This is a genomic window from Edwardsiella hoshinae NBRC 105699 = ATCC 33379 (genome assembly GCF_000474215.1).
In the GTDB taxonomy this organism is placed as follows: Bacteria; Pseudomonadota; Gammaproteobacteria; order Enterobacterales; family Enterobacteriaceae; genus Edwardsiella; species Edwardsiella hoshinae.
Genome location: NZ_BAUC01000033.1, coordinates 50,689 through 74,360, shown reverse-complemented (window position 1 = coordinate 74,360; position 23,672 = coordinate 50,689). Strand labels below are relative to the sequence as shown.

20 protein-coding genes are annotated in these 23,672 nt (G+C 59.0%); 5 read left to right on the top strand and 15 right to left on the bottom strand.

Features of this window, described 5'->3' with window-relative positions:
- Nucleotides 1–329 precede the first annotated feature (329 nt).
- A complete protein-coding gene (locus tag EHO01S_RS13670) occupies nt 330–1,907 on the bottom strand; it encodes a methyl-accepting chemotaxis protein (RefSeq protein WP_024524485.1) in 1,578 nt (525 codons plus the stop codon).
- 377 nt (nt 1,908–2,284) lie between these two features.
- Here EHO01S_RS13670 and hdeB point away from each other — a divergent pair, with 377 nt between their 5' ends.
- The 3 genes from hdeB (at nt 2,285) to mutS (ending at nt 6,100) form a co-directional block, all read left to right on the top strand.
- Nucleotides 2,285–2,602 carry an acid-activated periplasmic chaperone HdeB gene (hdeB, locus tag EHO01S_RS13665; protein WP_024524484.1) on the top strand — a complete coding sequence of 106 codons (318 nt, stop codon included), beginning with the start codon at nt 2,285–2,287 and terminating at the stop codon, nt 2,600–2,602.
- A gap of 115 nt (nt 2,603–2,717) precedes the next feature.
- Nucleotides 2,718–3,374, top strand: a complete 657-nt coding sequence (locus tag EHO01S_RS13660) for a helix-turn-helix transcriptional regulator (RefSeq protein WP_024524483.1) — start codon at nt 2,718–2,720, stop codon at nt 3,372–3,374.
- A 167-nt stretch (nt 3,375–3,541) separates the two neighbouring features.
- Entirely contained in the window at nt 3,542–6,100 is a 2,559-nt protein-coding gene (mutS, locus tag EHO01S_RS13655; RefSeq protein ID WP_024524482.1) for a DNA mismatch repair protein MutS, read from the top strand.
- Between the two features lie 85 nt (nt 6,101–6,185).
- Here the strand turns inward: mutS and rpoS are convergent, their stop codons facing one another.
- The 10 genes from rpoS to rppH form a co-directional block, all read right to left on the bottom strand.
- The gene (gene rpoS / locus EHO01S_RS13650) at nt 6,186–7,172 is read right to left on the bottom strand and encodes an RNA polymerase sigma factor RpoS (RefSeq protein ID WP_024524481.1); all 987 of its coding nucleotides are present in this window, start codon (nt 7,170–7,172) and stop codon (nt 6,186–6,188) included.
- Between the two features lie 51 nt (nt 7,173–7,223).
- Nucleotides 7,224–8,165: a murein hydrolase activator NlpD gene (gene nlpD, locus EHO01S_RS13645; protein WP_024524480.1), complete on the bottom strand. Its 942-nt coding sequence runs from the start codon at nt 8,163–8,165 to the stop codon at nt 7,224–7,226.
- 367 nt (nt 8,166–8,532) lie between these two features.
- Complete coding sequence (locus EHO01S_RS13640; protein ID WP_024524479.1) at nt 8,533–9,165, bottom strand: protein-L-isoaspartate(D-aspartate) O-methyltransferase; 633 nt, start codon at nt 9,163–9,165, stop codon at nt 8,533–8,535.
- A complete protein-coding gene (gene surE / locus EHO01S_RS13635) occupies nt 9,159–9,923 on the bottom strand; it encodes a 5'/3'-nucleotidase SurE (protein ID WP_024524478.1) in 765 nt (254 codons plus the stop codon). The genes EHO01S_RS13640 and surE overlap by 7 nt, the downstream gene beginning before the upstream one ends.
- Entirely contained in the window at nt 9,904–10,950 is a 1,047-nt protein-coding gene (gene truD / locus EHO01S_RS13630) for a tRNA pseudouridine(13) synthase TruD (protein WP_024524477.1), read from the bottom strand. The genes surE and truD overlap by 20 nt, the downstream gene beginning before the upstream one ends.
- A 3-nt stretch (nt 10,951–10,953) precedes the next feature.
- Nucleotides 10,954–11,427, bottom strand: a complete 474-nt coding sequence (gene ispF, locus EHO01S_RS13625) for a 2-C-methyl-D-erythritol 2,4-cyclodiphosphate synthase (RefSeq protein WP_024524476.1) — start codon at nt 11,425–11,427, stop codon at nt 10,954–10,956.
- Nucleotides 11,428–11,442: 15 nt separating this feature from the next.
- Nucleotides 11,443–12,162, bottom strand: coding sequence for a 2-C-methyl-D-erythritol 4-phosphate cytidylyltransferase (ispD, locus tag EHO01S_RS13620; protein ID WP_024524475.1), 720 nt, complete (start codon nt 12,160–12,162; stop codon nt 11,443–11,445).
- Nucleotides 12,163–12,214: 52 nt separating this feature from the next.
- Complete coding sequence (gene ftsB, locus EHO01S_RS13615) at nt 12,215–12,559, bottom strand: cell division protein FtsB (protein WP_024524474.1); 345 nt, start codon at nt 12,557–12,559, stop codon at nt 12,215–12,217.
- 88 nt (nt 12,560–12,647) lie between these two features.
- Nucleotides 12,648–14,894 carry a phosphoenolpyruvate--protein phosphotransferase gene (ptsP, locus tag EHO01S_RS13610; protein WP_024524473.1) on the bottom strand — a complete coding sequence of 749 codons (2,247 nt, stop codon included), beginning with the start codon at nt 14,892–14,894 and terminating at the stop codon, nt 12,648–12,650.
- Nucleotides 14,895–14,906: 12 nt separating this feature from the next.
- Nucleotides 14,907–15,440, bottom strand: coding sequence for an RNA pyrophosphohydrolase (gene rppH, locus EHO01S_RS13605; protein ID WP_024524472.1), 534 nt, complete (start codon nt 15,438–15,440; stop codon nt 14,907–14,909).
- Between the two features lie 686 nt (nt 15,441–16,126).
- Between rppH and mutH the strand changes: the two genes are divergently transcribed.
- Together mutH and EHO01S_RS13595 are read left to right on the top strand one after the other, a co-directional pair.
- Nucleotides 16,127–16,816, top strand: a complete 690-nt coding sequence (mutH, locus tag EHO01S_RS13600) for a DNA mismatch repair endonuclease MutH (RefSeq protein WP_035370629.1) — start codon at nt 16,127–16,129, stop codon at nt 16,814–16,816.
- 86 nt (nt 16,817–16,902) lie between these two features.
- Nucleotides 16,903–17,619: a TerC family protein gene (locus EHO01S_RS13595; RefSeq protein ID WP_024524470.1), complete on the top strand. Its 717-nt coding sequence runs from the start codon at nt 16,903–16,905 to the stop codon at nt 17,617–17,619.
- 73 nt (nt 17,620–17,692) lie between these two features.
- Here the strand turns inward: EHO01S_RS13595 and EHO01S_RS13590 are convergent, their stop codons facing one another.
- From EHO01S_RS13590 to aas, 4 genes are all read right to left on the bottom strand, one after another.
- Entirely contained in the window at nt 17,693–18,541 is an 849-nt protein-coding gene (locus tag EHO01S_RS13590; protein WP_024524469.1) for a hypothetical protein, read from the bottom strand.
- A gap of 148 nt (nt 18,542–18,689) precedes the next feature.
- Entirely contained in the window at nt 18,690–20,147 is a 1,458-nt protein-coding gene (gene phoA, locus EHO01S_RS13585; RefSeq protein ID WP_024524468.1) for an alkaline phosphatase, read from the bottom strand.
- A gap of 136 nt (nt 20,148–20,283) precedes the next feature.
- Nucleotides 20,284–21,474, bottom strand: a complete 1,191-nt coding sequence (gene lplT, locus EHO01S_RS13580) for a lysophospholipid transporter LplT (RefSeq protein ID WP_024524467.1) — start codon at nt 21,472–21,474, stop codon at nt 20,284–20,286.
- On the bottom strand, nt 21,467–23,617 hold the full coding sequence (aas, locus tag EHO01S_RS13575) for a bifunctional acyl-ACP--phospholipid O-acyltransferase/long-chain-fatty-acid--ACP ligase (protein ID WP_024524466.1): 2,151 nt from the start codon (nt 23,615–23,617) through the stop codon (nt 21,467–21,469). Before aas ends, lplT begins: the two co-directional genes overlap by 8 nt.
- Nucleotides 23,618–23,672 lie beyond the last annotated feature (55 nt).

The following is a 23,672-nucleotide window of genomic DNA, read 5'->3' as shown; positions in this document are numbered from 1 at the left end:
CGCCGTGCGCATGGCTTGCGCGCCAAAACGAGAATCCAAATATTCCCCATGAATATCATGACCCTTTTTCATTGTCTCTCTCCCAACCAGTCAATTGAATTGTTAACGACAGGTACAGCGGGGGTAAGCGCGCTCCCCACACATCGCCCCCCTTCTCTTTAAGTGATCGCCAAAATAGGTGAACAGGCAAACTATTGAGAGAGATTATTTATAGGGTGATTAGGATAAAGATTAAATAAATAACGCTAACCAATTAGAAAGTAAGAAATAAAAAATATCAGCGGGAAAACAATGAGGAGAGCGCCCGCCTGGGGCGCTCGGATAGTGCATTAGATACGGAAACGATCGATACTGCCATGCAGCGCCTGAGCATGTCCCGCCAGCGCGCGAGCGCCACCGGCCAACTGTTCAGAAAGCGTGGCGTTCTGGCGAATACTCTCATCCATAAAGGCCACGGCGCTGACGACGCCATCGACCGTCCGCGCCTGTTCGGCGGAGTCGGCGCTGATCAGGTTCACCGCCTGTTTCACCTGCAACATCGCCGCATCGATACGTGCCATGCAGTGGGCCGCGCTATCGACAGAATCGGCATTACGGCGTACCCGTTGTACTGATTTAGCCAACAGTTGGCCGATGTCGCGCGCGGCCAGCGAGGAGCGCTGCGCCAAAGCTCGCACCTCAGAGGCCACCACCGCAAACCCGCGACCCTGACTCCCGGCGCGCGCCGCCTCGACCGCCGCATTCAGCGCCAAGATATTCGTTTGAAAGGCGATAGATTCGATGATCTGGGTGATGTCAGAAATCTCCGCCGAATCCTTAATAATCAATTCCATATCATCCACTACAGTCTGGATAACCCGACTCCCGGCGGATACCTGAACACCAGCATCAGCCACCAGGCTCTCCGCCTGGGCGGCATTCTGCGAGTTACGCTTCACCGCGGCGGCAAACTGCGCAATTGCCGCCGCGGTTTGTTGGATCGAGGCGGATTGGCTATCACTGCGCGCGGCCAACTCCCCACTACCGCTGGTCAATCCCTGACTGACATTAGCCAACTGCTGCTCCGAAGTTTTCACCTGACCCAGTAGGTGGGTCAACGCACACTGCATCGCCTGCGTGGTCGCCAAAATACTGCCCGCAGCCGCCGATGGTGCCAGGCGATACTGCAAATCCCCTTGCGCGATGGCATTAATCAGACGTCGTAACGCCACCGGCTCCGCCCCCAAGGTCACGCGAATCGTGCGCCGGATAGAGCGTGCAATCCATATCACCGTAGCCGCCGCCAGCCCAGCCAGGAGCAGCATCAGAACGCGAAAGTGCTCGGAGACGCCACGCGCCAGTTGTGTCTGTGCGTTGCTGTAGCCCTCTTCGACGCTAATAAAAGCGTTGATCTGCTTGAGCCAGGTGACAAAGTGCGGCCCTGCTTGCTGTAACAGAAGCTGTGCCGCCGCCGCGCGTTGTCCCGCCTCTCGTAGGACGATGATCTGCCGCATCAACGGTAACGTTTGTGACTCCGTCGCGGCCAGCGCATACAACAGCGTCTGCTCCTGGGTGCTCAGCCCCACACGCCCAGCACGCAGTTGCGCCAGATGCTGCCAGGCGCGTTGATAGTCGTCCCCTAAACGCGCAATATCACGCACGACGGCGGGTAACGCCGCGTCATCCACCAATAGCACATCACGCAGTGCAATCGCGCGGTCGTGCACGCTACCGCGTAAATCGACGGCGAGCTGTTGTTTAACATTATTGACGTCATTAATTTGCTCTAGCGAGCTATTTATTTTCTCGACTTGCCAGACACTAACGCCGACCAACAGTAAAACCAGTAGCAACACCAGCGCAAAACAGATAACAATCCTGCCGCCAATGGAGACTCGCTGAAGATAATCGCGCACTGTTGCCAACATGACCTTCCCTCATATAAAACGCCGCCACCCCGGCGGCAAAATAGTGTTGTCGTACTCCCTTCGTTGACTCTCGCAACGGTATCACCCGCAGACCGACATCGTGGCCCGCCATCTCCCTGGATCGTTATCCACGCTGACGCTATCGGCAGGAAAACAAAATAATTCAGACAATTATCGTGAGATATCATCTATCGATAAGATAGGGATGGCGAATGAATGACGCCTCAGCCTGTCTCCTTCGCGTCACGTTATGATGACGCCCCGGATACCGGCGGTCTGGCGTATAAAAGTAGGCACAACGAATTCAGATAGGAAATAATATTTATAATATAATTAAACTGTTCTATTACTCTCACAGAAATGAGGCCACGACTATAATGAAGAAGATGACACGCATCGCCATATTGGGCGCGCTGGCATTCGGTTCCGTCAATCTCGCGTACGCTGCCACGGATACCACCCCACAGCAGATGACCTGTAAAGAGTTCGTCAATCTCAATCCCAAAGCGATGACGCCGGTGGCCTTCTGGGTGATCAACAAAGACACCGATTACCGGGGCGGTGACTATGTCGACTGGCGTGAAGTCGAAACCGTCTCGCTACCGAAGGTACTGAAAGTCTGTAAGCAACATCCCCAGCAAAAGCTCGTCGATCTGAAAGATGACATCAAGCCGGCCGCCAAGGCCACGCACTGACCCCGCTTAATGCCCGACGTCACAGGATGCCGGGCATGCGCCCCCCGCCCGACATGGACAGCCCGTCGCCAGCGCCTACACTTAGTTAGCCCTTGTCACACATTCTGGAGGCGTTATGCGCAGCGTTCCCGTTACTCCATCCCCGCCGACGCGGCGCGTCTATCTCGTCACCCCGAATCCGCTATTCGCCACCGGCCTCGCCGCCTTGCTCACCCCTCATCTCGACACACACTGTTACCCCTCATTAGCCACCTTGCTCAGCCACGCCCCATTGGCTGGCCGCGTTATCGTCTGCCCCGGTCAACTCAACAGCCAGCACTTGGCGGAGCTAAGTCAACAGATGGCGCGCCTGAGGCGACGTTACGCCAGCGCGCTCCCCGTGCTGGCCATCATAGAACCGCAACACGCCGGATTAACGCGTGTATTGTGCGCGCTGGGATTCGATAGCGTCCTCTACGATGCACGCGACCTATCGCGCTGGCTGTGGCAGCTCGCCTGCTGGCTCGATGCTCCGCCCGCCGGCCTCACGGCGACGGTACGCCCCTATCTTACCGAGCGAGAGTTACGGGTATTGAAGTGGAGCGCTCAGGGCCTCTCCCTCGCGCTGATGGCCGAACAGTGCGGCGTCAGCGTCAAATGCTTGTATACCCAGCGACGCACCGCGCTGCATAAGTTGGGCCTGACGCGCACCCGAGAATGGCAGCAACTCGCCACCTCGCTATTACAGTCTCCCACCTTCGCTATCAAGCGGCGCCGCACCGCCTCATTCTGAATCTGCGCTGAAATCAAGCGTCTCGCCCGACGGTACAGTTTCCCCATTCGGCAGAGTTGGTTATCATGCTTTGCTAACGGTTTCCGGCTCTCGCGTCCGAGCGCGGCGGCAAGCTTCCCGCGCCCTTTCCTCCAGGCCGGCATCAATCACACGGATAACGCAGACTCATGACCACCACGGACAACTTTGACGCCCACACCCCGATGATGCAGCAGTATCTCCGCCTTAAGGCGCAGCACCCCGACATTCTGCTGTTTTATCGGATGGGGGACTTCTACGAACTGTTCTATGACGATGCCCGCCGTGCGTCACAGTTGCTGGATATCTCGCTCACCAAGCGCGGCGCCTCCGCCGGAGAGCCGATCCCGATGGCCGGCGTGCCCTACCATGCAGTGGAGAACTATCTCGCCAAGCTGGTGCAACTGGGTGAATCGGTCGCTATCTGTGAGCAGATCGGCGATCCGGCCACCAGCAAGGGACCGGTCGAGCGTAAGGTCGTACGTATCGTCACTCCCGGCACCGTCAGCGACGAGGCGTTGCTCAGCGAGCGCCAGGATAACCTGTTGGCGGCCATCTGGCAGTCCGCCAATGGTTTCGGCTATGCCACGCTAGATATCAGCTCGGGGCGCTTCCAGGCCGCCGAACCGCAAGATGCCGAGAGCATGGCCGCCGAGCTGCAACGGACTAACCCAGCCGAACTGCTCTACCCGGAGGAATTTGCCGCCATGGCGCTGATCGAACAGCGGCGTGGCCTACGCCGCCGTCCGATGTGGGAGTTTGAACTGGAAACCGCCCGCCAGCAGCTCACGCTCCAATTCGGCACCCGCGACTTAAGCGGTTTCGGTGTTGAGCAGGCCCCGTTGGCGCTACGCGCCGCCGGCTGCCTGTTACAGTATGCCAAAGACACTCAGCGCACCCTGTTACCCCATATCCGCGCCATTACCATGGAGCGCCAACAGGATGGCATCATCATGGATGCCGCGACCCGGCGTAACCTGGAGCTGACGCAAAATCTGGCTGGTGGCCAGGAGAACACCCTGGCGGCGGTATTGGACGCCAGCGTCACGGCGATGGGCAGCCGGATGCTGAAGCGTTGGCTGCATATGCCGATCCGCGATCGGCAGATCTTAATACAGCGCCAAGACGCCATCGCGGCGTTACAGCCCATCGTGGCGGAGCTGCAACCCCTGCTACGCCAGGTGGGCGATCTGGAGCGCATCCTGGCGCGTCTGGCGCTACGTAGCGCGCGGCCGCGCGATCTGGCGCGCATGCGCGTCGCCTTTCAACAACTGCCGGCGCTGCAAACGCTACTCGGCGAGCAGGGCGGTGCAGCCTTAGCGCCGTTGGCGCATCAGGCCGGGCGCTTCGATGCCCTGTGTGAACTGTTGGAGCGAGCGCTGGTCGAGACACCGCCGGTGCTGGTGCGTGATGGTGGGGTGATCGCCAGCGGCTACCACGCCGAGTTGGATGAGTGGCGCGCCCTGGCGGACGGCGCCAGCGACTACCTCGAACGACTGGAGATCCGCGAACGCGAAAAGCTCGGGCTGGATACCCTTAAAGTCGGCTTCAACGCCGTCCACGGCTACTACATCCAGGTCAGCCGTGGCCAGAGTCATCTGGTGCCAATCCACTATGTCCGTCGGCAAACACTGAAAAACGCCGAGCGCTATATCATTCCCGAACTGAAAGAGTATGAAGATAAGGTCCTCACCTCCAAGGGAAAAGCGCTGGCGCTAGAAAAACAGCTGTATGATGAGCTGTTCGACCTGCTGCTGCCGCACCTGGCCGAGCTGCAACAGAGTGCGGCGGCCCTGGCCGAGTTGGATGTCCTCAGCAGTTTGGCCGAGCGCGCCGAGCGTTTCGCCTACGTGCGCCCCGAACTGGTCGAGCGCAGCGGCATCCGCATCGACGAGGGGCGTCATCCGGTAGTGGAGCAGGTGCTAAAAGAGCCGTTTATCGCCAACCCGCTGCATCTCTCACCGGCGCGTCGCATGCTGGTGATCACCGGCCCGAACATGGGCGGTAAAAGTACTTACATGCGACAAACGGCGTTGATCGTACTGCTGGCACATATCGGTAGCTTCGTCCCGGCCCAACGCGCTGTCATCGGCCCGGTCGATCGCATCTTTACCCGTGTCGGTGCCGCCGACGATCTCGCCTCCGGCCGCTCGACCTTCATGGTCGAAATGACTGAGACCGCCAACATCCTGCATAACGCCACCGAACATAGCCTGGTGTTGATGGATGAGATCGGTCGGGGCACCTCGACCTATGATGGGCTCTCGCTGGCCTGGGCCTGCGCCGAGAGTCTCGCGAGCCGTATCAAGGCGATGACCCTGTTCGCAACCCATTATTTTGAGCTGACCACGCTGCCGGATCAGTTGGAGGGGGTCTACAACGTGCATCTCGACGCCCTGGAGCACGGTGACACCATCGCCTTCATGCACACGGTGCAAGAGGGGGCGGCCAGCAAGAGCTATGGTTTAGCGGTCGCGGCGCTAGCCGGGGTACCGCGCGACGTCATCAAACGGGCGCGCCAGAAACTACGCGAGCTGGAGGTCTTATCACAACACGGTAGCCATAGCCAAGCCGAACGCGCGCAGTTGCCATTACTGGCCGAAGCCGAGCCGAGTGCGGCCCTGGAGGCGCTGACCACTCTTGAGCCCGACACCCTGACTCCACGTCAGGCCTTGGATTGGTTGTATCGTCTCAAGGGTATGCTGTAAGACGGGCCCTACGGCGCGCTGACAGCGACATAAAAAAACGGTGAAGCCCAAGCTTCACCGTTTTTTTCGTTGCGTTGGCCGCCGCCTAGCGGAACAACGCCTCGATACTCAGCCCCTGCCCTTGTAGGATCTCGCGCAAGCGCCGCAACCCTTCCACTTGGATTTGCCTCACGCGTTCGCGAGTCAGGCCAATCTCCCGGCCGACATCCTCCAACGTGGCGGCTTCATAGCCGAGCAGACCGAAACGCCGCGCCAACACCTCTCGCTGCTTAGCATTCAGTTCAAACAGCCATTTGACGATGCTCTGCTTCATATCGTCATTCTGAGTACAATCCTCCGGGCCGCTCTCATTCTCATCGGTCAAAATATCCAGCAACGCCTTTTCCGAGTCGCCGCCCAGCGGGGTATCGACCGAGGTGATGCGCTCATTGAGACGCAGCATACGACTCACATCATGCACCGGCTTCGCCAATTGCTCGGCGATCTCCTCTGCGCTCGGCTCATGATCCAGCTTATGTGACAATTCGCGCGCGGTGCGCAAATAGACGTTCAGCTCTTTGACGATGTGGATAGGTAGACGAATGGTGCGGGTCTGGTTCATGATGGCCCGTTCGATAGTCTGACGGATCCACCAGGTGGCATAGGTAGAAAAACGAAAGCCGCGCTCAGGGTCAAACTTCTCCACGGCACGAATCAGACCGAGGTTACCCTCTTCGATCAGATCGAGCAGCGCCAGACCGCGGTTACTGTAGCGCCGAGAGATTTTCACCACCAGACGCAGGTTACTTTCGATCATTCGCTTACGCGATGCCTCATCGCCACGCAAGGCGCGGCGGGCGAAAAAGACTTCTTCTTCAGCGGTCAGCAGTGGCGCATAACCGATTTCGCCAAGATAAAGCTGCGTCGCATCGAGGACGCGTTGTGAGACAGTCTGAGACAGCAATTCATCATCGACGAGGTCATTTTCCATGGACTCGTCGACGAGAGCCTTCTCGTCAAACCCATCCTCAACGCCATCCTCCAACTCGATTTCGTCATGTAATTCGTTAACTTTCAGCGTAGTATGACTCATAGCTGTACCCTACCCGTGATTTGCGAGCAGGATACAGCGATCCTGCTCAAACTATCGCTGCGGCAAATATTGCAGCGGGTTTACGGATTTTCCCTTGTAACGAATTTCAAAATGCAATCTTACTGAGCTGGCACCGGTACTGCCCATCGTGGCAATTTTTTGACCCGCCTTCACCTCTTGTTGCTCCCGGACCAGCATGGTGTCGTTATGGGCGTAGGCGCTCAGGTAATCATCATTGTGCTTAATGATGATCAGGTTTCCGTAGCCGCGTAACGCATTCCCGGCGTACACCACCCGCCCATTGGCGGTGGCCAGCACCGGTTGCCCTCGCGAGCCTGCGATATCGATCCCCTTGTTGCCGCCTTCGGCAGACGAGAAGTTTTCGATGATCTTACCGTCAGTCGGCCAACGCCAAGTCCCTACCGGCGCCGAGCTGGATGACGATGCAGAAACCGCCGTCGCGCTGCTTGCCGCGCCGGCTGTAGGCAACATCTTACCTACATTCTGTTTACCCGAAGAATCAGAATACGCGCTGGCTGATTTAGAATCAATATTCACCGATTGAATTTGTGCACTGCTTGGCTGACGGGGAACAATATTATTATTAGCCGCCAACATGCCACCGCCGTTACCGTTACCGTTAATGCGAATCACTTGCCCGACATTCAAGCTATAAGGCGCCTGAATATTATTGCGTGAGGCCAGATCGCGAAAATCGTTACCGGTGATCCAGGCAATATAAAACAGCGTATCGCCGCGCTTGACGGTATAGGTTTCGCCGTTATAGCTTCCCTTAGGAATCGACTGATAACTACGGTTATAAATAATATGCCCACTGGCATCGGTCTGGACCGGCCCCCCCGAAGAGAGCATACGACCGCCGCCGCTTGCGCCATTGACCGAGCTGATCGGCGCAGAATTTTCGTTGCTGCTACACCCCGCCAGCCACATGGTAACCAGCGTACACATCGCCACCCGGCGCCACTTAATCATTGGGCTTCCCGTGCTCATGATTCCCCCATGACAGCATGCTTTTCTTAAAAAGATAATTCATTCGATATACCCGGAAAATGCCGAATTGCGCATAGCTCTAGCCGGCCAAAACCAACGGGTATTCACCGCTTAATACGGTAGCCTATCGCGTAAGAGGATGAATTGGACACTAAAAAGCCCACCGAGGTCAAATCGGGATGCAGTAAACATTCGTCTTACCCTCGCGCTTTCAGACTCTTCCCCCGCCGTCACGCCCCAGCCCATCGCACCGCCCGTCATGCCGCGCATGCCACGTTCGCCACGGCGTGGTGCATGAAGCATAATGGCAATCAGCCAACCCTGCACGGCGGAGTGTGCCATTCCCCTGTCAGGCCAACTCGCCGCTCACCAAGGGTACGAAACGCACCGGCTCGATAGACTCAACCAGATACTCGTCGCCCCGCCGTTGGATACGGCGCAAAAATTGTGGCTGGCCCGGCTCGCCGACGGGTAACACCAGACGCCCGCCCTCGGCCAACTGGTCCAGCAACGCCGGCGGGATCGCCGGGGCGGCCGCAGTGACGATGATGGCATCGAAAGGACCGCGAGAAGCCCAGCCCTGCCAACCATCACCGTGACGAGTCGAGACATTGTGCAGATCCAATTGCTTCAGGCGCCGCTTCGCCTGCCACTGTAGACTCTTGATGCGCTCGACCGAATAGACATGGGGAGCCAGATGCGCCAACACTGCGGTCTGATAGCCGGAGCCTGTGCCGATCTCCAGCACGCGCGAGCTGGGTTGTAAGGCCAATAACTCGGTCATGCGCGCCACCATGTAGGGCTGCGAGATGGTTTGCCCCAGCCCGATCGGCAACGCCGTGTTGTCATACGCCTTATGGGACATCGCCTCATCGATAAAACGCTCGCGCGGCACCTCGGCGATCGCTTTCAGCACCGCCTCGTCGCGGATCCCTTGACGCATCAACTGTTGGATCAGTAACCATATCCGGCGATCTACCATGCCGCACCGCCCTTATCGGCACGCCCCAGCCAATCGCTCAAGCGTTCACGCGCACTGTGCGCCGTGAGATCCACCTGCAATGGCGTCAGCGAGACATAGCCCGCCGCCAATGCGGCGAAATCAGTCTCGTCGCCGGCATCCTGCTTAGCGCCCGGCGGCCCAATCCACATCAGCGGCTTGCCGCGTGGATCCTGCTGATGGATCACCGTCTGCGCCGGCTGACGGCTACCACAACGGGTCACCCGCCATCCCCGGATCGCCTCCAGCGGCAGATCGGGCACGTTGATATTCAAGATGCGCCCGCTGCGCAGCGGTTCGCCCGCTAGCATGCGCAGCAGACGGCAGGTAACCGCCGCCGCCGTCTCATAATGACGTTCGCCATCCAGCGACACGGCCAACGCCGGGAAGCCCAGATGGCGCCCCTCCATCGCCGCCGCCACCGTACCCGAATAGATGACGTCATCCCCCAGATTCGGGCCGGCGTTGATACCGGCGATGACGATATCGGGACGCGGACGCATCAAGGCGTTAACCCCCAGATAGACGCAGTCGGTCGGCGTCCCGTCGATGATGCTGATATCACCGTTCGCCAGCGTCTCACTGCGCAACGGCGACTCCAGCGTCAAGGCGTTCGAAGCCCCGCTGCGGTTACGGTTAGGGGCGACGATCTGCACCTGGGCAAACTCACGCAGGGCGCGGGCCAGCGTCTGAATCCCCGGAGCCCTCACACCATCATCATTACTCAGCAAGATCCGCATCGGAATTTTCCTGACAGAACAATTCACGCACCACGCTGGTGGCGAAACTACCGGCGGGCAGCGCAAACGTCAGCTCGACGGTGGCGTCATCCCACCAGTTCCAGGCCAGCGCCTGCGGCTGCAACAGCATCGCCCGACGAGCCGGCTCGACTCGCTCGCGCACCAAGAGCGCCTGCAAGTCAGGGTAGGTATCGAGAACGCGGCGTTCGAACGCCAATGCCTCACCACAAATGCCCCCATCCGCGTCGCCCGGCAAGGCCGCCGTGATACGCAACTCGCCAGCATCCACGCGTTGCTGTAACGCCGCCAGCTCCGCGGTGGGCGCCACAAACCAGCTACCCCGCCCAGCCAATTGCAACGCATCGCCCTCCAGCACTCGGTCAAAACAGCCGGCGGCCAGTCGCTCGCTCACCAATTGGTTGAATAGCGCGCTGCGCGTAGCGGAGAGGTAGAAGCCGCGCTTGGCACGCTCCTTGACCCGGATCTGATCGGCCGCCCAACGCCGTGCCTGATGTAAATTGTTGCCGGCACGGCCAAAACGCTGCTCGCCGAAATAGTTGGGCACCCCCTGCGCCGCCACCCGGCGTAGACGCTCTTCGACCTCGGCGCTGTCGCTAATCTGGCGCAGTACTAAGCGAAACTGATTACCGCGCAGCGTACCAATACGCAACTTCTTACGATGGCGGGTGACCGCCAAAACCTGGCATCCTTCCAGGATAAACGGGGTAAAGTCTGGCGTATCGCCCCCCGGTAGGTGCAGGCAGAACCATTGCTCCGTTACCGCGTGACGATCTTTCAGCCCGGCGTAACTGACCGAGCGCGGCGAGATGCGGGCAAAGCGCGCCAGGTTTTCCGCCACAAACTGGGTGTTGCAGCCCTCCTTGCGTAGGCGCACCAGCACGTGCTCACCGTCGCCATCGGGGGTGAACCCCAGATCCTCGGCGACAAAGAAATCCTCGGCGAAGGCCTTGACCACGCCGGTCGCCGTCGGGCGGCCATGCAAATACTGTAGCGAGGAAAAATCCATCGATCACTCCTTAACCAACAACGCCACTGCCTCGCAGGCGATTCCCTCGCCCCGTCCGGTAAAGCCCAGCCGCTCGGTGGTGGTCGCCTTGACGTTAACATCGTCGATATGGCAGACCAGATCCTCCGCCAAAAAGACACGCATCTGCGGGATATGCGGTGCCATCTTCGGTGCTTGGGCGATGAGGGTAATATCCAAATTCCCCAGGCGATACCCCTTGGCGCGAATACGACGGTAAGCCTCACGCAACAGCACGCGGCTATCCACCCCCTTATAAGACGGATCGCTATCCGGGAACAGCTGGCCGATATCCCCCAGCGCCGCCGCCCCTAATAGGGCATCCGTCACCGCGTGCAGCGCGACATCACCATCGGAATGGGCCAACAATCCCTGCGGATGCGCGATGCGCACGCCGCCGATAATCAGCGGCCCCTCACCGCCGAAGCGGTGAACATCAAAACCGTGACCAATTCTCATCGGTTATTACTCCTGTCAATGCGCCAAGGAGGTCGAGCGCGCCAGATAGAACTCTGCCAACGCCAAATCTTCTGGACGGGTAACTTTGATATTATCCGCACGCCCATGCACCAATTGCGGATGGTAGCCACAATACTCTAGCGCCGACGCCTCATCGGTCACCGTCGCCCCCTCCGCCAGGGCGCGTTGTAGACACTGCAACAGGAGGGCGCGCGGGAATAGCTGCGGCGTCAAGGCATGCCACAGATCCTGGCGATCAACGGTATGGGCGATCAGCGGACGCCCCGCTTCGGCGCGCTTCATGGTATCGCATACTGGCGCCGCCAGTATCGCCCCCTGATGCGCCGTGCCCACGCAACGCAATAGGCGCGCGAGATCGTCTTCATGCAGACAGGGGCGAGCGGCGTCATGCACCAGAACCCAATCGGCTCGCGAGGCGGCCTGCAATGCGGCAAGTACCGACTCAGCCCGGCTCTCCCCGCCCGCTACGCGGCTGACCCGTGTATCTTGCGCCAAGGCGAGCCCGGTGAAGTGGCGATCCTGCGGGTGCAACGCGACGATCGCCTGTGACACCGAGGGATGGCGGAGCAGCGCCGCGACAGCGTGCTCCAAAATGGTCTTTCCGGCCAGCGCCAGATACTGTTTAGGCGTGACACTTTGCATCCGGCTACCGATTCCAGCGGCCGGCACAATGGCGACGATGGACGGCGTCCTATCTGAATCGTGATCGTTCATCAGCGAGTTTCGTTATTGACTATGAAGGCATGACCGTCGCCATGCAGAGAATTCAGCGATTCGACATCAGCGAAGGGGACGTCGAGTTTGGCTGGGGAGCATTCCCGGCCATGCGGCGTTTGTTCTGATCGGGCACCAAGCGATAGAAAGTTTCTCCCGGCTTGATCATACCCAGCTCACTGCGGGCACGCTCTTCGATCGCCTCCTGTCCACCGTTCAGATCGTCGATCTCGGCAAACAATTGATCGTTGCGCGACTTCAGCTTGGCGTTATTCGCCTGCTGTACCGCCACGTCCTGCTTCACCCGCATGTAATCATGGAGGCCGTTTTTACCGACCCACAGCGAATACTGGAGCCAGCCTAACAACACCATCAATAATAGCGTCAGTTTACCCATTCACGCCCCCTGAAAAACCGCCCAATCATCCCATAACTTCCGCCGGGACTCCATAATAGGCAGCAAAATTCCCCGCGTGTACACGGCATTACATTCCCCCACGGATCAGACCGCCGACGCCGCGCCGCTCTAAGAATGACGCCGTCAAATGGCGCACCTCGGTCGAGGAGTGTGTCGCCACCATGCGGGCGGCCAGCCGCTCGATATCCGCCAGATCCAGATGGCGTAAGAGATACTTGATGCGCGGTACGCTGTGGCCGTTCATGCTCAGTTGGCGAAAGCCCAAGCCAACCAGGAGCAACGCCCCCATCGGATCGCCCGCCATCTCACCACAGACGCTGACCGGCAAGGCGAGCGCATTACACTCGCGCACCACTTGCTGCAACAGGCGCAACATCGCCGGATGCAGCCCGTCATACAACGCCGCCACCCGGGTATTATTCCGATCCACCGCCAGCAAATATTGGGTCAGATCGTTGGTTCCCACAGAGATAAAGTCAACGCGCGCGGCCAGCTCCGGCAACATATAAGCCAGTGCCGGGACTTCCAGCATCACCCCGACCCGCGGACGCGGCAGGGCATAGCCCAACATACTTTCCACCTCGCGTCCGGCGCGCTCGATCAACCGGCGCGCCTCGTCGACCTCCGCCAAAGTGGTCACCATCGGCAACAGAATGCTTAGGTTGCCGCTGGCCGCGTTGGCGCGCAGCATGGCGCGCAACTGCACCAAGAAGATCTCCGGCTGATCGAGGGTGATGCGCACCCCGCGCCACCCCAGGCTAGGGTTCTCTTCACTGATCGGCATATAGGGCAGTTGTTTGTCGGCGCCGATATCCAGGGTACGCAGCACCACCGGCTTCTCGGGATTGATCTGTAACATCCCCTGATACTGGGCGACCTGCTCCTCTTCCGAAGGAAAACCACTCTGCAACATGAAGGGGATCTCGGTACGGTACAGCCCCACCCCGTCGACGCACTCCTCCAAGCGCTGCTCATGCTCTGCACTCAACCCGGCATTCAGCAATACGCTGATGCGTTCGCCGCTGCGCAACTGAGCCGGACGATCCGATTCGGCCTCGGTCTTGCGGCTCAGTGCCTGCTCTTCGCTGATCAGCCGCTGGTATTCCTGCACCAGCACCGGCTCCGGCTCCACCAACACCTCGCCACGGTAGCCATCGATCACCAGCAGCCGCTCATGCAACAGGGCGGGACGGATGTCCGCCCCCATCACCGTGGGCACCCCCATCGCTCGCAGGATGATCGCCGCATGGGAGTTAGAGGCGCCGTCGCGCACCACCACCCCTAATAGGCAAGACTGCGGGATCTCGGCCAGCAGACTCGGCGTCAACTCGTCGGCCACCAGAATAAAGCGCTGCGGCCACGGCGCCGGGCCGATGGCGTTATCATCCAAATGGAACAACAGACGTTGGCCGAGCGCGCGGAGATCGCTGGCGCGCTCACGCATATAGCTATCTTGTAGGCTGGCAAACTGGGCGGCGAAATGCTCCGTCACCTGCTTTACCGCCCACTCGGCTACCGCCCCACCATCCACGTGATGCATCAGTTCGCGCTTGAGCCGGGGATCATTGAGCAGATGGGAGTAGAGATCGAAGATCGCCGCGCTCTCTTTCTGCGCGCTGGCACCGAAGCGTTTGCTGTAACGGCGAAACTCGCTGGCTGCCTCTTCCAAGGCCCGCGCCAGGCGTTCGCGCTCACTCTCCGTGTCCAGAGTCGACGCCTCGTACACATGTTCTAGCGCGGGCTGGCTGATATCCATCCATCCCTTCCCCACGGCGACCCCAGGGGAGGTGGCGATGGCGCGCAGGCGATTCTGGCGTAGGCGCCCAAACAAGCTATTGAGTTGAGTCTGCGACAAGATGCCAGCCAGTTGCGTAGCCAGGGTCACCAAGAAGGACTCCTCGACCTCGTCGAACTGGCGTGAAGCGCGTTGCTGAACCACCAAGACGCCCAACAACTGACGGCGGTAGATCATTGGCACCCCGAGGAAGGCGCGATAACACTCCTCCCGCACCTGAGGCAGATATTTAAAGCTGGGATGTTTCGGTGCATCCGCCAGGTTAACTGGCTCGGCCAAACGGCCAACCAGGCCGACCACGCCCTCATCGAAGGAGAGCGCCACCACCCTGCCACGCGGCTTTTGCAAACCACGGGTAGCCATCAAGTAGTAACACTGGCGATCGTTATCGGCCAAGTAGACCGAACACACCTCCGTCTCCATTGCCCGGCAGGTTTCATCCACCAACACATTCAGCGCTTCATTCAGGCTGGCGGCGGCGGCTACCCTTTCCACGATCTCGCGCAGGCGCGTAAGCATGATAACGGCCACTTAACCTCTTTTACGGCGATAGCCGGGAGCCGCACGCCCCCCCTGGGCTACGCTCTCCTGCAAAGACATCACAACGGATGAGAACTCCTTCATCACCCGGCGGTAGACATCGCGTTTAAACGACACAACCTGACGCACCGGATACCAGTAACTGACCCAACGCCAGCCATCAAATTCCGGTGTGTTACTGCGCTGCATATTGATCTCTGTTTCATTACACTGGAGTTGCAGTAAAAACCAGCGCTGTTTTTGGCCAATACAGACCGGCTTGGTATCCCAACGCACCAAACGTTTTGGTAATTTATAGCGTAACCAGTTACGCGTGGAGGCCAGTATTTTCACATCCTTACGCCCCAGCCCCACCTCTTCGAACAGTTCACGGTACATCGCCTGCTCGGGGGTCTCTCCGGCGTTGATCCCACCTTGTGGGAACTGCCAGGAGTTTTGCCCATAACGGCGCGCCCACAACACCTGTCCTTGACGATTACAAATTACAATACCCACATTCGGGCGGTAGCCATCATCATCGATCACCAGACTACCTCGATAGCAAAATCGCAAGATACCCTGATTGTTTCACACTCCCACCAAGCGGTAAACCACTGGCGCAACGTCAAGATCAGGATCCGGTTAACCGGATAAATTCGGGATAACTCACAGATAAGTGCAAAGTTATAAACACAGGGACAGACTCAACAGCCCGTTTATTCACTTTTTCTGTGGATATAGGTGTGCAGAACTGTCTGGAAAGACGGGTAAAACTTATCAAGTTTACTGAATGGACAAAATGGCAAAAATAAATATTTCAATATAATTCATTATGTTAATGCGTTAATTCGCGTTATCCACGCACCTAAAATGTGATCTAGGCACGCTTAGGATCCCGCGCTGTCTAAAGATCGCACAATGCCGATTTTATCCACAACATATCCGCAAAACTTGCACACTGCGGCAGCAATTTCGCAAAAAACGACGCCAGTCAAGGCTGTAAATCAAACCAGTGCCGACGCTGAGAAGCGGTTATCCAAAATATCTGTGGATAAATAGGTGTAAGATCCTGTTCATTGCCAGTGGCTAGTGGTGCACAATAGAAGCCTATCGCTGAGGCTGATAAAGACACGATGAAAAATCCCATTATGAATCATCGTATTAATCATGCATCATGCCATCAGCGCTTCCCTTGTTGATAAGCGCAAAATGACAGTATATTTTTTGAACAGATGATAAACGATCCCTTTCCGCCTTCGGCGCCTCCCGCCGATCGCCAGGCATTGTTGCGGCGTGCCTGGCGTTTGGCCGGCTATACCTACGCCGAACTGGCTCAACTGGCCGGGCTCCCTCTACCGCACGATCTACGCCGCGACAAGGGCTGGGTCGGCATGCTCTTGGAGCGCTGCCTCGGCGCAAACTCCGGCAGTAAGGCGCAACAGGATTTTCCCGATTTGGCTGTCGAGCTAAAAAGTATTCCGATCGACGCCCACGGACGCCCGCTGGAGACCACTTTTGTCTGTGTCGCCCCATTGACCGGTAATACCGGCGTAACCTGGGAGAGCTGCCACCTGCGGCAAAAATTGCAGTGCGTCTTATGGATCCCGGTGGAGGGCGAACGTCAGATCCCGCTGGCGCAGCGCCGCGTCGGTGCCCCACTCTTGTGGAGCCCCTCGCCGCAAGAGGAGCAGGCGCTGCGGCGCGACTGGGAGGAATTGATGGAGCTGATCGTCTTAGGACGCGTCGACACCATCAGCGCGCGTCATGGCGAGGTGTTGCAATTGCGGCCTAAGGCGGCCAACAGCCGAGCGTTGACCGAAGGGATCGGCCCTCAAGGACAACCGATCATGACGCTGCCGCGCGGTTTTTATCTGAAAAAACATTTTACCGCAGCGCTCCTGGCGCGCCATTTCCTGGTGTAAACACCGATTTCTCCCGCCGTACGCTGCGCGCGGCGGAGCTATCGGTGTATACTGTTCGTTTATGATTCGTTTAGGTATTTATCTCTATGTTTGCGTGGATTGTCGATCCGAATGCCTGGCTCGCACTGGGTACGCTGACGATTCTGGAAATCGTACTGGGCATTGATAACATCATCTTCCTCTCTCTGGTGGTAGCCAAGCTCCCCAAGAAACAACAAAACAAAGCGCGCCGCATCGGCCTGTTGGCGGCGATGGGAATGCGTCTGTGTCTGTTGGCCTCTATCGCCTGGGTGGCTCATCTGGTACACCCGCTGTTCACGATCCTCGACCATCCGGTCTCAGCCCGCGACCTGATCCTACTGCTCGGCGGACTATTCCTGATCTATAAGGCCAGTAAAGAGGTCCATGAAACGATCGAGGGAAATAACGATAACCTCGCCACCCATGTGCACTCTTTTATGGGGGCTATCGTGCAGATCATGATGCTGGACATCATCTTCAGTCTCGACTCGGTGATCACCGCCATCGGCCTGTCCGATCATTTATTCATCATGATGGCAGCCGTAGTCATCGCTGTCGGCGTCATGATGTTCGCCGCCCGCCCAATCGGGGAGTTCGTCGCCCGGCATCCCTCCGTCAAGATGTTGGCGTTGGCGTTCCTGATCCTGGTCGGTTTTACCCTGATCCTGGAAAGCTTTGCCATCCATGTTCCGAAGGGCTATATCTATTTCGCCATGTTCTTCTCTATGGCGGTCGAAAGCCTCAATCTGATCCGCAACAAGAAGAGCAACGACGACGAATAACCTCTGTTCGGCCCGGCTCAACAATGCAGAGGGGGGCTCTCGCCCCCCTCTCGGTTAACTTTTCCCCTACCGCTCACTCGTGCGCCTGCGCAGCGCGATCTGGACAATCCTTACGGTTCAACACCTGAATGCGCTCCTCTTCCTGGACGTGGTACACATACATCACCTTCATCCCGAACTGATTAATTCCCCGTTCATGGCAATGTTGCATAAAGTGATTCAACGCGTGACGATGCAAGCGCGCCTCGCTGGCCTCCTCTCCCGTTAACCGCACCCGATAGACCAGCACCAGGGTACGCCCCTCCAGTCGGACGCGCCGCAAGCGGATCCCCGCCACCTGGGGCGTCTCGCGCCCGACCAGATGCTGGTAATGATCCAACATCTGGCGGCGATACTCGACCCAAAGCAAGGGATTTCCCTGCTGCTTCGCCAATCCGCGCAACGCAAAGCCACTACTCACGCTGCTGATCAACAAGGCCAACAATACCAACAGCGAGATCGGCCGCCAGTCACGCCGCGCCAACCATAGCGTCCGCCGACACGCGCGCTGCGTCGCCGCCACGACCCCCAACAGGAAAAACAGCACGAACAGGAAGCTGATCGCCAGGTTGAAGGCACTCCCCTGATAAAACAGGTACAGCAGTAAGGTATTAAACCCCAGCAGCAACGCCCAACTCGCGCTGCGCGGGAAACGCAGCTTCGCCAGCAATAACAACAGCGTGACCGGCCCCAGATAACCACCGGCCACGTTAAAAGGACGCACCGAAAAATCCTCGGGGAAGAGGACTAGCATCAACAGCGTCAGCAGCACACAGCTCGCCGCCGCCATTACCCCACACAACTGATAAAAACGCAGATGATCATCGGATTCCGCGCTGGGGTCATCATCGGCACCGAGCGAAATGGGATGTTTTATGAGCATATTTGATTAATATATTGAATAAATGCACATAAAACATACCACAAGAATAATAAGTAGGTCACAGATAGTTTTATTATTCATCAAAATGGCAACGGCACAGACCATGCCGTGCCGTTTTTGCCCTGACTGTACTTAACGTCTTATCGCGTTATTCTGCGTTGGCAGCCCCAAGCCCTAAGGCGTCGCGCAGAGTAAAGAACAGATCGGTCTGATCGGTCAGCCCCACGACATTACCCGCATGGGGACCATAGGCGGCGATACGCAGTTGAGCACCGGTATGTTCCTGACTGTCGCTGTCCTCCGCTGTGCCGTAGCTGATGGTCATCGGCGCGCCGTCATGGGTCAGCAAGGTCTGCGTTAGTCCCGGCGCCTTCGCATCATTGGGAATGATCTGGCTGGTATGGGCATGATCGGCCGTCACCACCACCAGCGTATTCCCATCGCGCCGGGCGAAATCCAACGCCGCCTGTACCGCCTCATCCAGATCAACCGTCTCGCCGAACTGGCCGCACGGGTTAGCCGCGTGATCTTGCTTATCGATCGAGGCGCCCTCGACCTGTAAGAAGAAACCATTTGGATTCTTACTCAACAGGGCGATCGCCTTATGCGTCATCTGCGCCAACGTCGGCTGATCGGCGTTACGCTGCGGGTTAGGTTGGCAGGTCACCGGCGCCTGCTGATTGCCATGAAGCGTAGCCTTGGGCCCCAGCCAGCGTACCGGCATGTTGCCGGCGGCGAACAGCCCCAACAGTGGGCGTCGCTGATCTGCCGCCGTGACGGCCTCCATCCCGGCCAGATCAGTGACGATGTGGTAACCCTGGGCTTGAGCCTGTTGCAACAGCGTCTTCCCCTTAAACTCACCCGCGCCCACCGTCTGAGCGAAGCTCTTTGCTCCGCCCCCCAGCGTCACATCGGCGCGCGTCTGTAGCATCTGCTCGGTAATCGATCCGGCACCGCCCTGTTCCAACGCACTCTCCGGGCACTTCTCGCGCGTCTCTTGCGGACCGTAGCATTTACGCCCACTGATATGCGCGAACATCGCCGCTGGTGTGGCATCTTGTAATTCGGCGGTAGAGACGTTGCCGGTCGCCTTGCCGGCGGCGCGTGCCATCTCCAACAGCGTCGGATAAGCCTTCCCCGTCACATCGATGCCCAGCGCGCCATTGTAGGTCTTCACGCCGCTGCTCCACGCGGTGGCCGACGCCGCCGAGTCGGTCACATAGTTGGGCTTATGGGTTTTTCGATCTAAGGCGTAATGGGTGTATTGTCCCGTCAGCGGCAAGGCATCGATGCCGGGTAGCATGCCGCCGGCACCCGCCGCATAGTTACGCGCCGCGGTAATCTCCGCATCCCCCATGCCATCCCCGATCAACAGGATCACATTCTTCGCCGGACGATTGCTTAACGAAGCGCGCAATGCCTCGGTTTGATCGCCCAACAGCCGACGGGCGCCTCCCTGGCGGGTGATATCGCCTTGCGCGGTGCGATCGCGGAGGATACGCTGCGCATCGGCGCTGGACGGGGATGACGGCGCCGCCTGGAGCGGCAGAGCCAACGTCAATGACAACATCAATAGAGAAAGAGAACAACGTGTATCACCGCTCATGACAGAACTCCGTGTCGAAGAAAACATAATCAGTTATTGAATATATTGACCCGGAGTATAAGTAGAGAAGATGTCTATGCGGTGACAGCCCGATGACCGCGCAATGACAACGCGTCGCGGGCCGCACCGCCAAGCCTCAGCGTCGTCCCCAGCGCCACACGGCGGCGATAGCCAGGGCGAATAACAGGCCGAAGCCTGTACCCACCCACACCACCGCGGCTCCACCACGAATGGCGAGCGAGTAGCCGGCTAACATCAGCAACATCGCCATATTCTCTCCAAGGTTTTGCACCGCGATGGCGTGGCCAGCGCCGACGCTCTCCCGCCCACGCTGCTGTAACAGGGCGTTTAGCGGCACCACAAAGAAACCGCCACAGGCACCGACCAGCAGCAATAAGCCATAGGAAAGCGTCAGACTGTGTTGGAGAGAAAACGATAATACCAGCAGGCCGATCAGAATCCCCGCCGGCATACAACGCCCCACCGAGCTCAACGTCACCCATCGTCCCGCGGCGGCGGCACCGACCACAATCCCTACCGCCACCATTGCGTTAAGTAATGTCGGCGTGGTGTTATCCGTCAGCCCTAACACCGTCGGTACCCAGAGCACCAACAGGAAGCGCAACGTCACCCCGGCGCCCCAAAACAGACTGGTGCCCACCAGCGAGAAACGGGCCTCCGTGTTATGCCACAGGGTACGGCAGGCGGCGCTAAATTCCGCCAGCATCTCCCCGGGCCGCCAGCCAGCGATGCCGCGAGCCGGCGCGAGACGGGGAATGGCGATGTTCGCGATCAACGCAGCGGCGTAGATCAACGCACATACCGCCAGCGCCGCCGTCAGATGCCAGTCGGCCAGCATGCCGCCGGCGACTGAGCCGAGAAGGATCGCCGCGATGGTCGATGCCTCCATCAATCCATTAGCCTTCACCAAGTGAGCGCCGCCGGTCAGCTCACCAAGAATGCCGTATTTGGCTGGGGAATAGGCCGCCGCGCCAATACCGACCAGGGTGTAACCGATAAACGGATTAACACCGAGACAAATCAGCAGCGCCCCCAACAGCTTGAGGCCGTTAGCCAGCATCATCACGCGCCCCTTGGCGAAGCCGTCGGCCAGTCGACCGACAAACGGCGCGCAGACGATGTAGGCCGCGACGAACGCTATCTGCAACGCCGGCTGACTCCATAGGGGAAAATGCAATGTCTTCAACAACGCCAGGGTGGCGAAGAGTAAGGCGTTATCGCCAAAGGCCGAACAAAACTGGGCGACGATCACCGCCTTCATGCCACGTCCTGTGATGCCGTCATCGCCGGTCGTCATCTCACGCATCCGCAACCTCCGCCATCCGGCGCAAGGTGACGAAATCAACTTTGCCACTGCCTAACAGCGGTAGCACCTTCAGATAACGAATGTCGCGCGCCACCGCCAACTCGGGGAAGCCCCCCGCGCGGGCCGCCGCCAATAAGTGCTCACGTCTCAGCGTGGCGTCGGTAGTAAACAGAACCAAGGCCTCGCCCTTCTGCCGATCACCACGCGCACTGGCAGCATGTTCCCCTGCGGGGCTCGCCGCCCGCGCCAGTTGTTCCACCAGCTCTAGCGACACCATCTCGCCAGCCAGTTTGGCGAAGCGCTTCAGGCGCCCCTGAAGGGTGCAATAACCCTGGTCGTCTAACGTCACGATATCGCCGGTATCGTACCAGCCAGACTCCATCACCCCGTCGACATTCGCCGCCTGAGGCGGCACCAGCACCCCGGGTGCCTCGGCGCGCAGGTAACCGCGCATGATGTTGGGCCCGCGCAGTTGCAAACAACCGCCCTGGGCGATGCCCGCCACCGGGATCAAGCGCGCCGTCATGCCCGGGAGGATACGCCCCACACTGCCCACCCTGGCAGCCATCGGTACGTTGATCGCCACCACCGGCGCGCACTCGGTGACGCCATATCCCTCTAGGATGCGAATGCCGAACTTCTCGAACCAGATCCGTGCGGTGTCCGGTGCCAGCTTCTCCGCACCGGCCACCACATAACGCAGGCGAGCGAAATCATAGGGATGCGCGAAGCGCGCATAGTGTCCCAAGAAGGTCGAGGTGCCGAACAGCACGCTACAGTTACGGTCGTAGACCATCTCCGGCACCAGACGATAGTGCAACGGGCTAGGGTAGAGGAACACCCGACTGCCGCACAACAGCGGCGTCAACAGGCCGACCGTCAGGCCGAAGGCATGGAACAACGGCAGCGCCGACATGAAACGATCGCGGGGGGTAAAGTCCGCCACGCACCGGATCTGCTCCACGTTGGCCAATAGGCTACGGTGCGAATGCACCACCCCCTTGGGAGTTCCCTCCGAGCCGGAGGTAAACAGGATCAAGGCGGCCTGATCGGGATCACGCGCCAGCATTGCCTGAGCCGGACGCAACAGGTGCCACAGGATCCAGATCTTATCGCGCCAGCTCAGCTGTGTGCGCAGATCCTCCAGATAGATCCAACGCGCCTGCGGCAATTGGCCCGGCAACGCGTCTAACCGTGCCTTGAGCAGAAACTGGCGCGACGTCACGATGGTCGCGATGTTGCCCGCCAATAGCGCGTTGCGTAACCCGCTGGCGCCGGCGGTATAGTTCAGCATCGCCGGTACGCGATTACGTAGTGTCGCCCCCAAGATGGTCGCCGCCGTGATGGTGGCATTGGGCAGCAATAGGCCGACGTGCTCTTCTTCACGGGTGAAACCTTGTAGAATACGGCTCACGGCGAGACTCTTCTTCAACAACCCCCGATAACTGTCTTCGCTTAGGGTGATATCCTCGATGATCTTGCTGCTGGCACCATAACGCCGCATCGCCGCCAGGTAAGCGGCAAACAGTGTGGTCACCGGCTGCGCATCCAAACGTGCGCGCATCATGATGTCGTGCAGACGCTCCCCGGCCAACTGGCGGCGTTCACGCGCCCGCGCGGCTTGCGGCATCGCCAGTTGGGTCACCGGCAGCAGGTGGATCGCCAACGGGGGAAACCAACGCAACGGGAATAGCCCCTTCAATCGGCCAAAATGGCTAAACTCAGCCCCCTCGATGCGTACCGGCATCAGGGTTGCGCCGGATCGCGCCGCCACAAAGGCGGCGCCCTCGTAGACCTTCATCAGCGATCCGGTCACGGTGATACGCCCCTCAGGGAAGATCACCACTGGGCGCCCCTGCTCAACCAGACGGATCAAGCGCTTCACCGCCATCGGCTTACGCGGATCGAGTGCCACGATATCGACGAAACGCCCAACGAGACGCATCAGCCAGCTGTCGGCAATGGAACTGTAGACGGCGAATACGGGACGCACCGGCAGATACAGCGCCAGCAGGACGCCATCAAGAAATGAGACATGATTGGGAACGATCAACAGCTTGGCATAATCAAAACGCTGATCGAAACCACTCAGACGCAGACGAAACAGCCGTTTCAGCAATGCGCCGATAACTCGGTACAGCATGGACATCTCCCTGTGTGCGGCAGAAATGGGGGGCGCAAGCATACTACCCCATGGC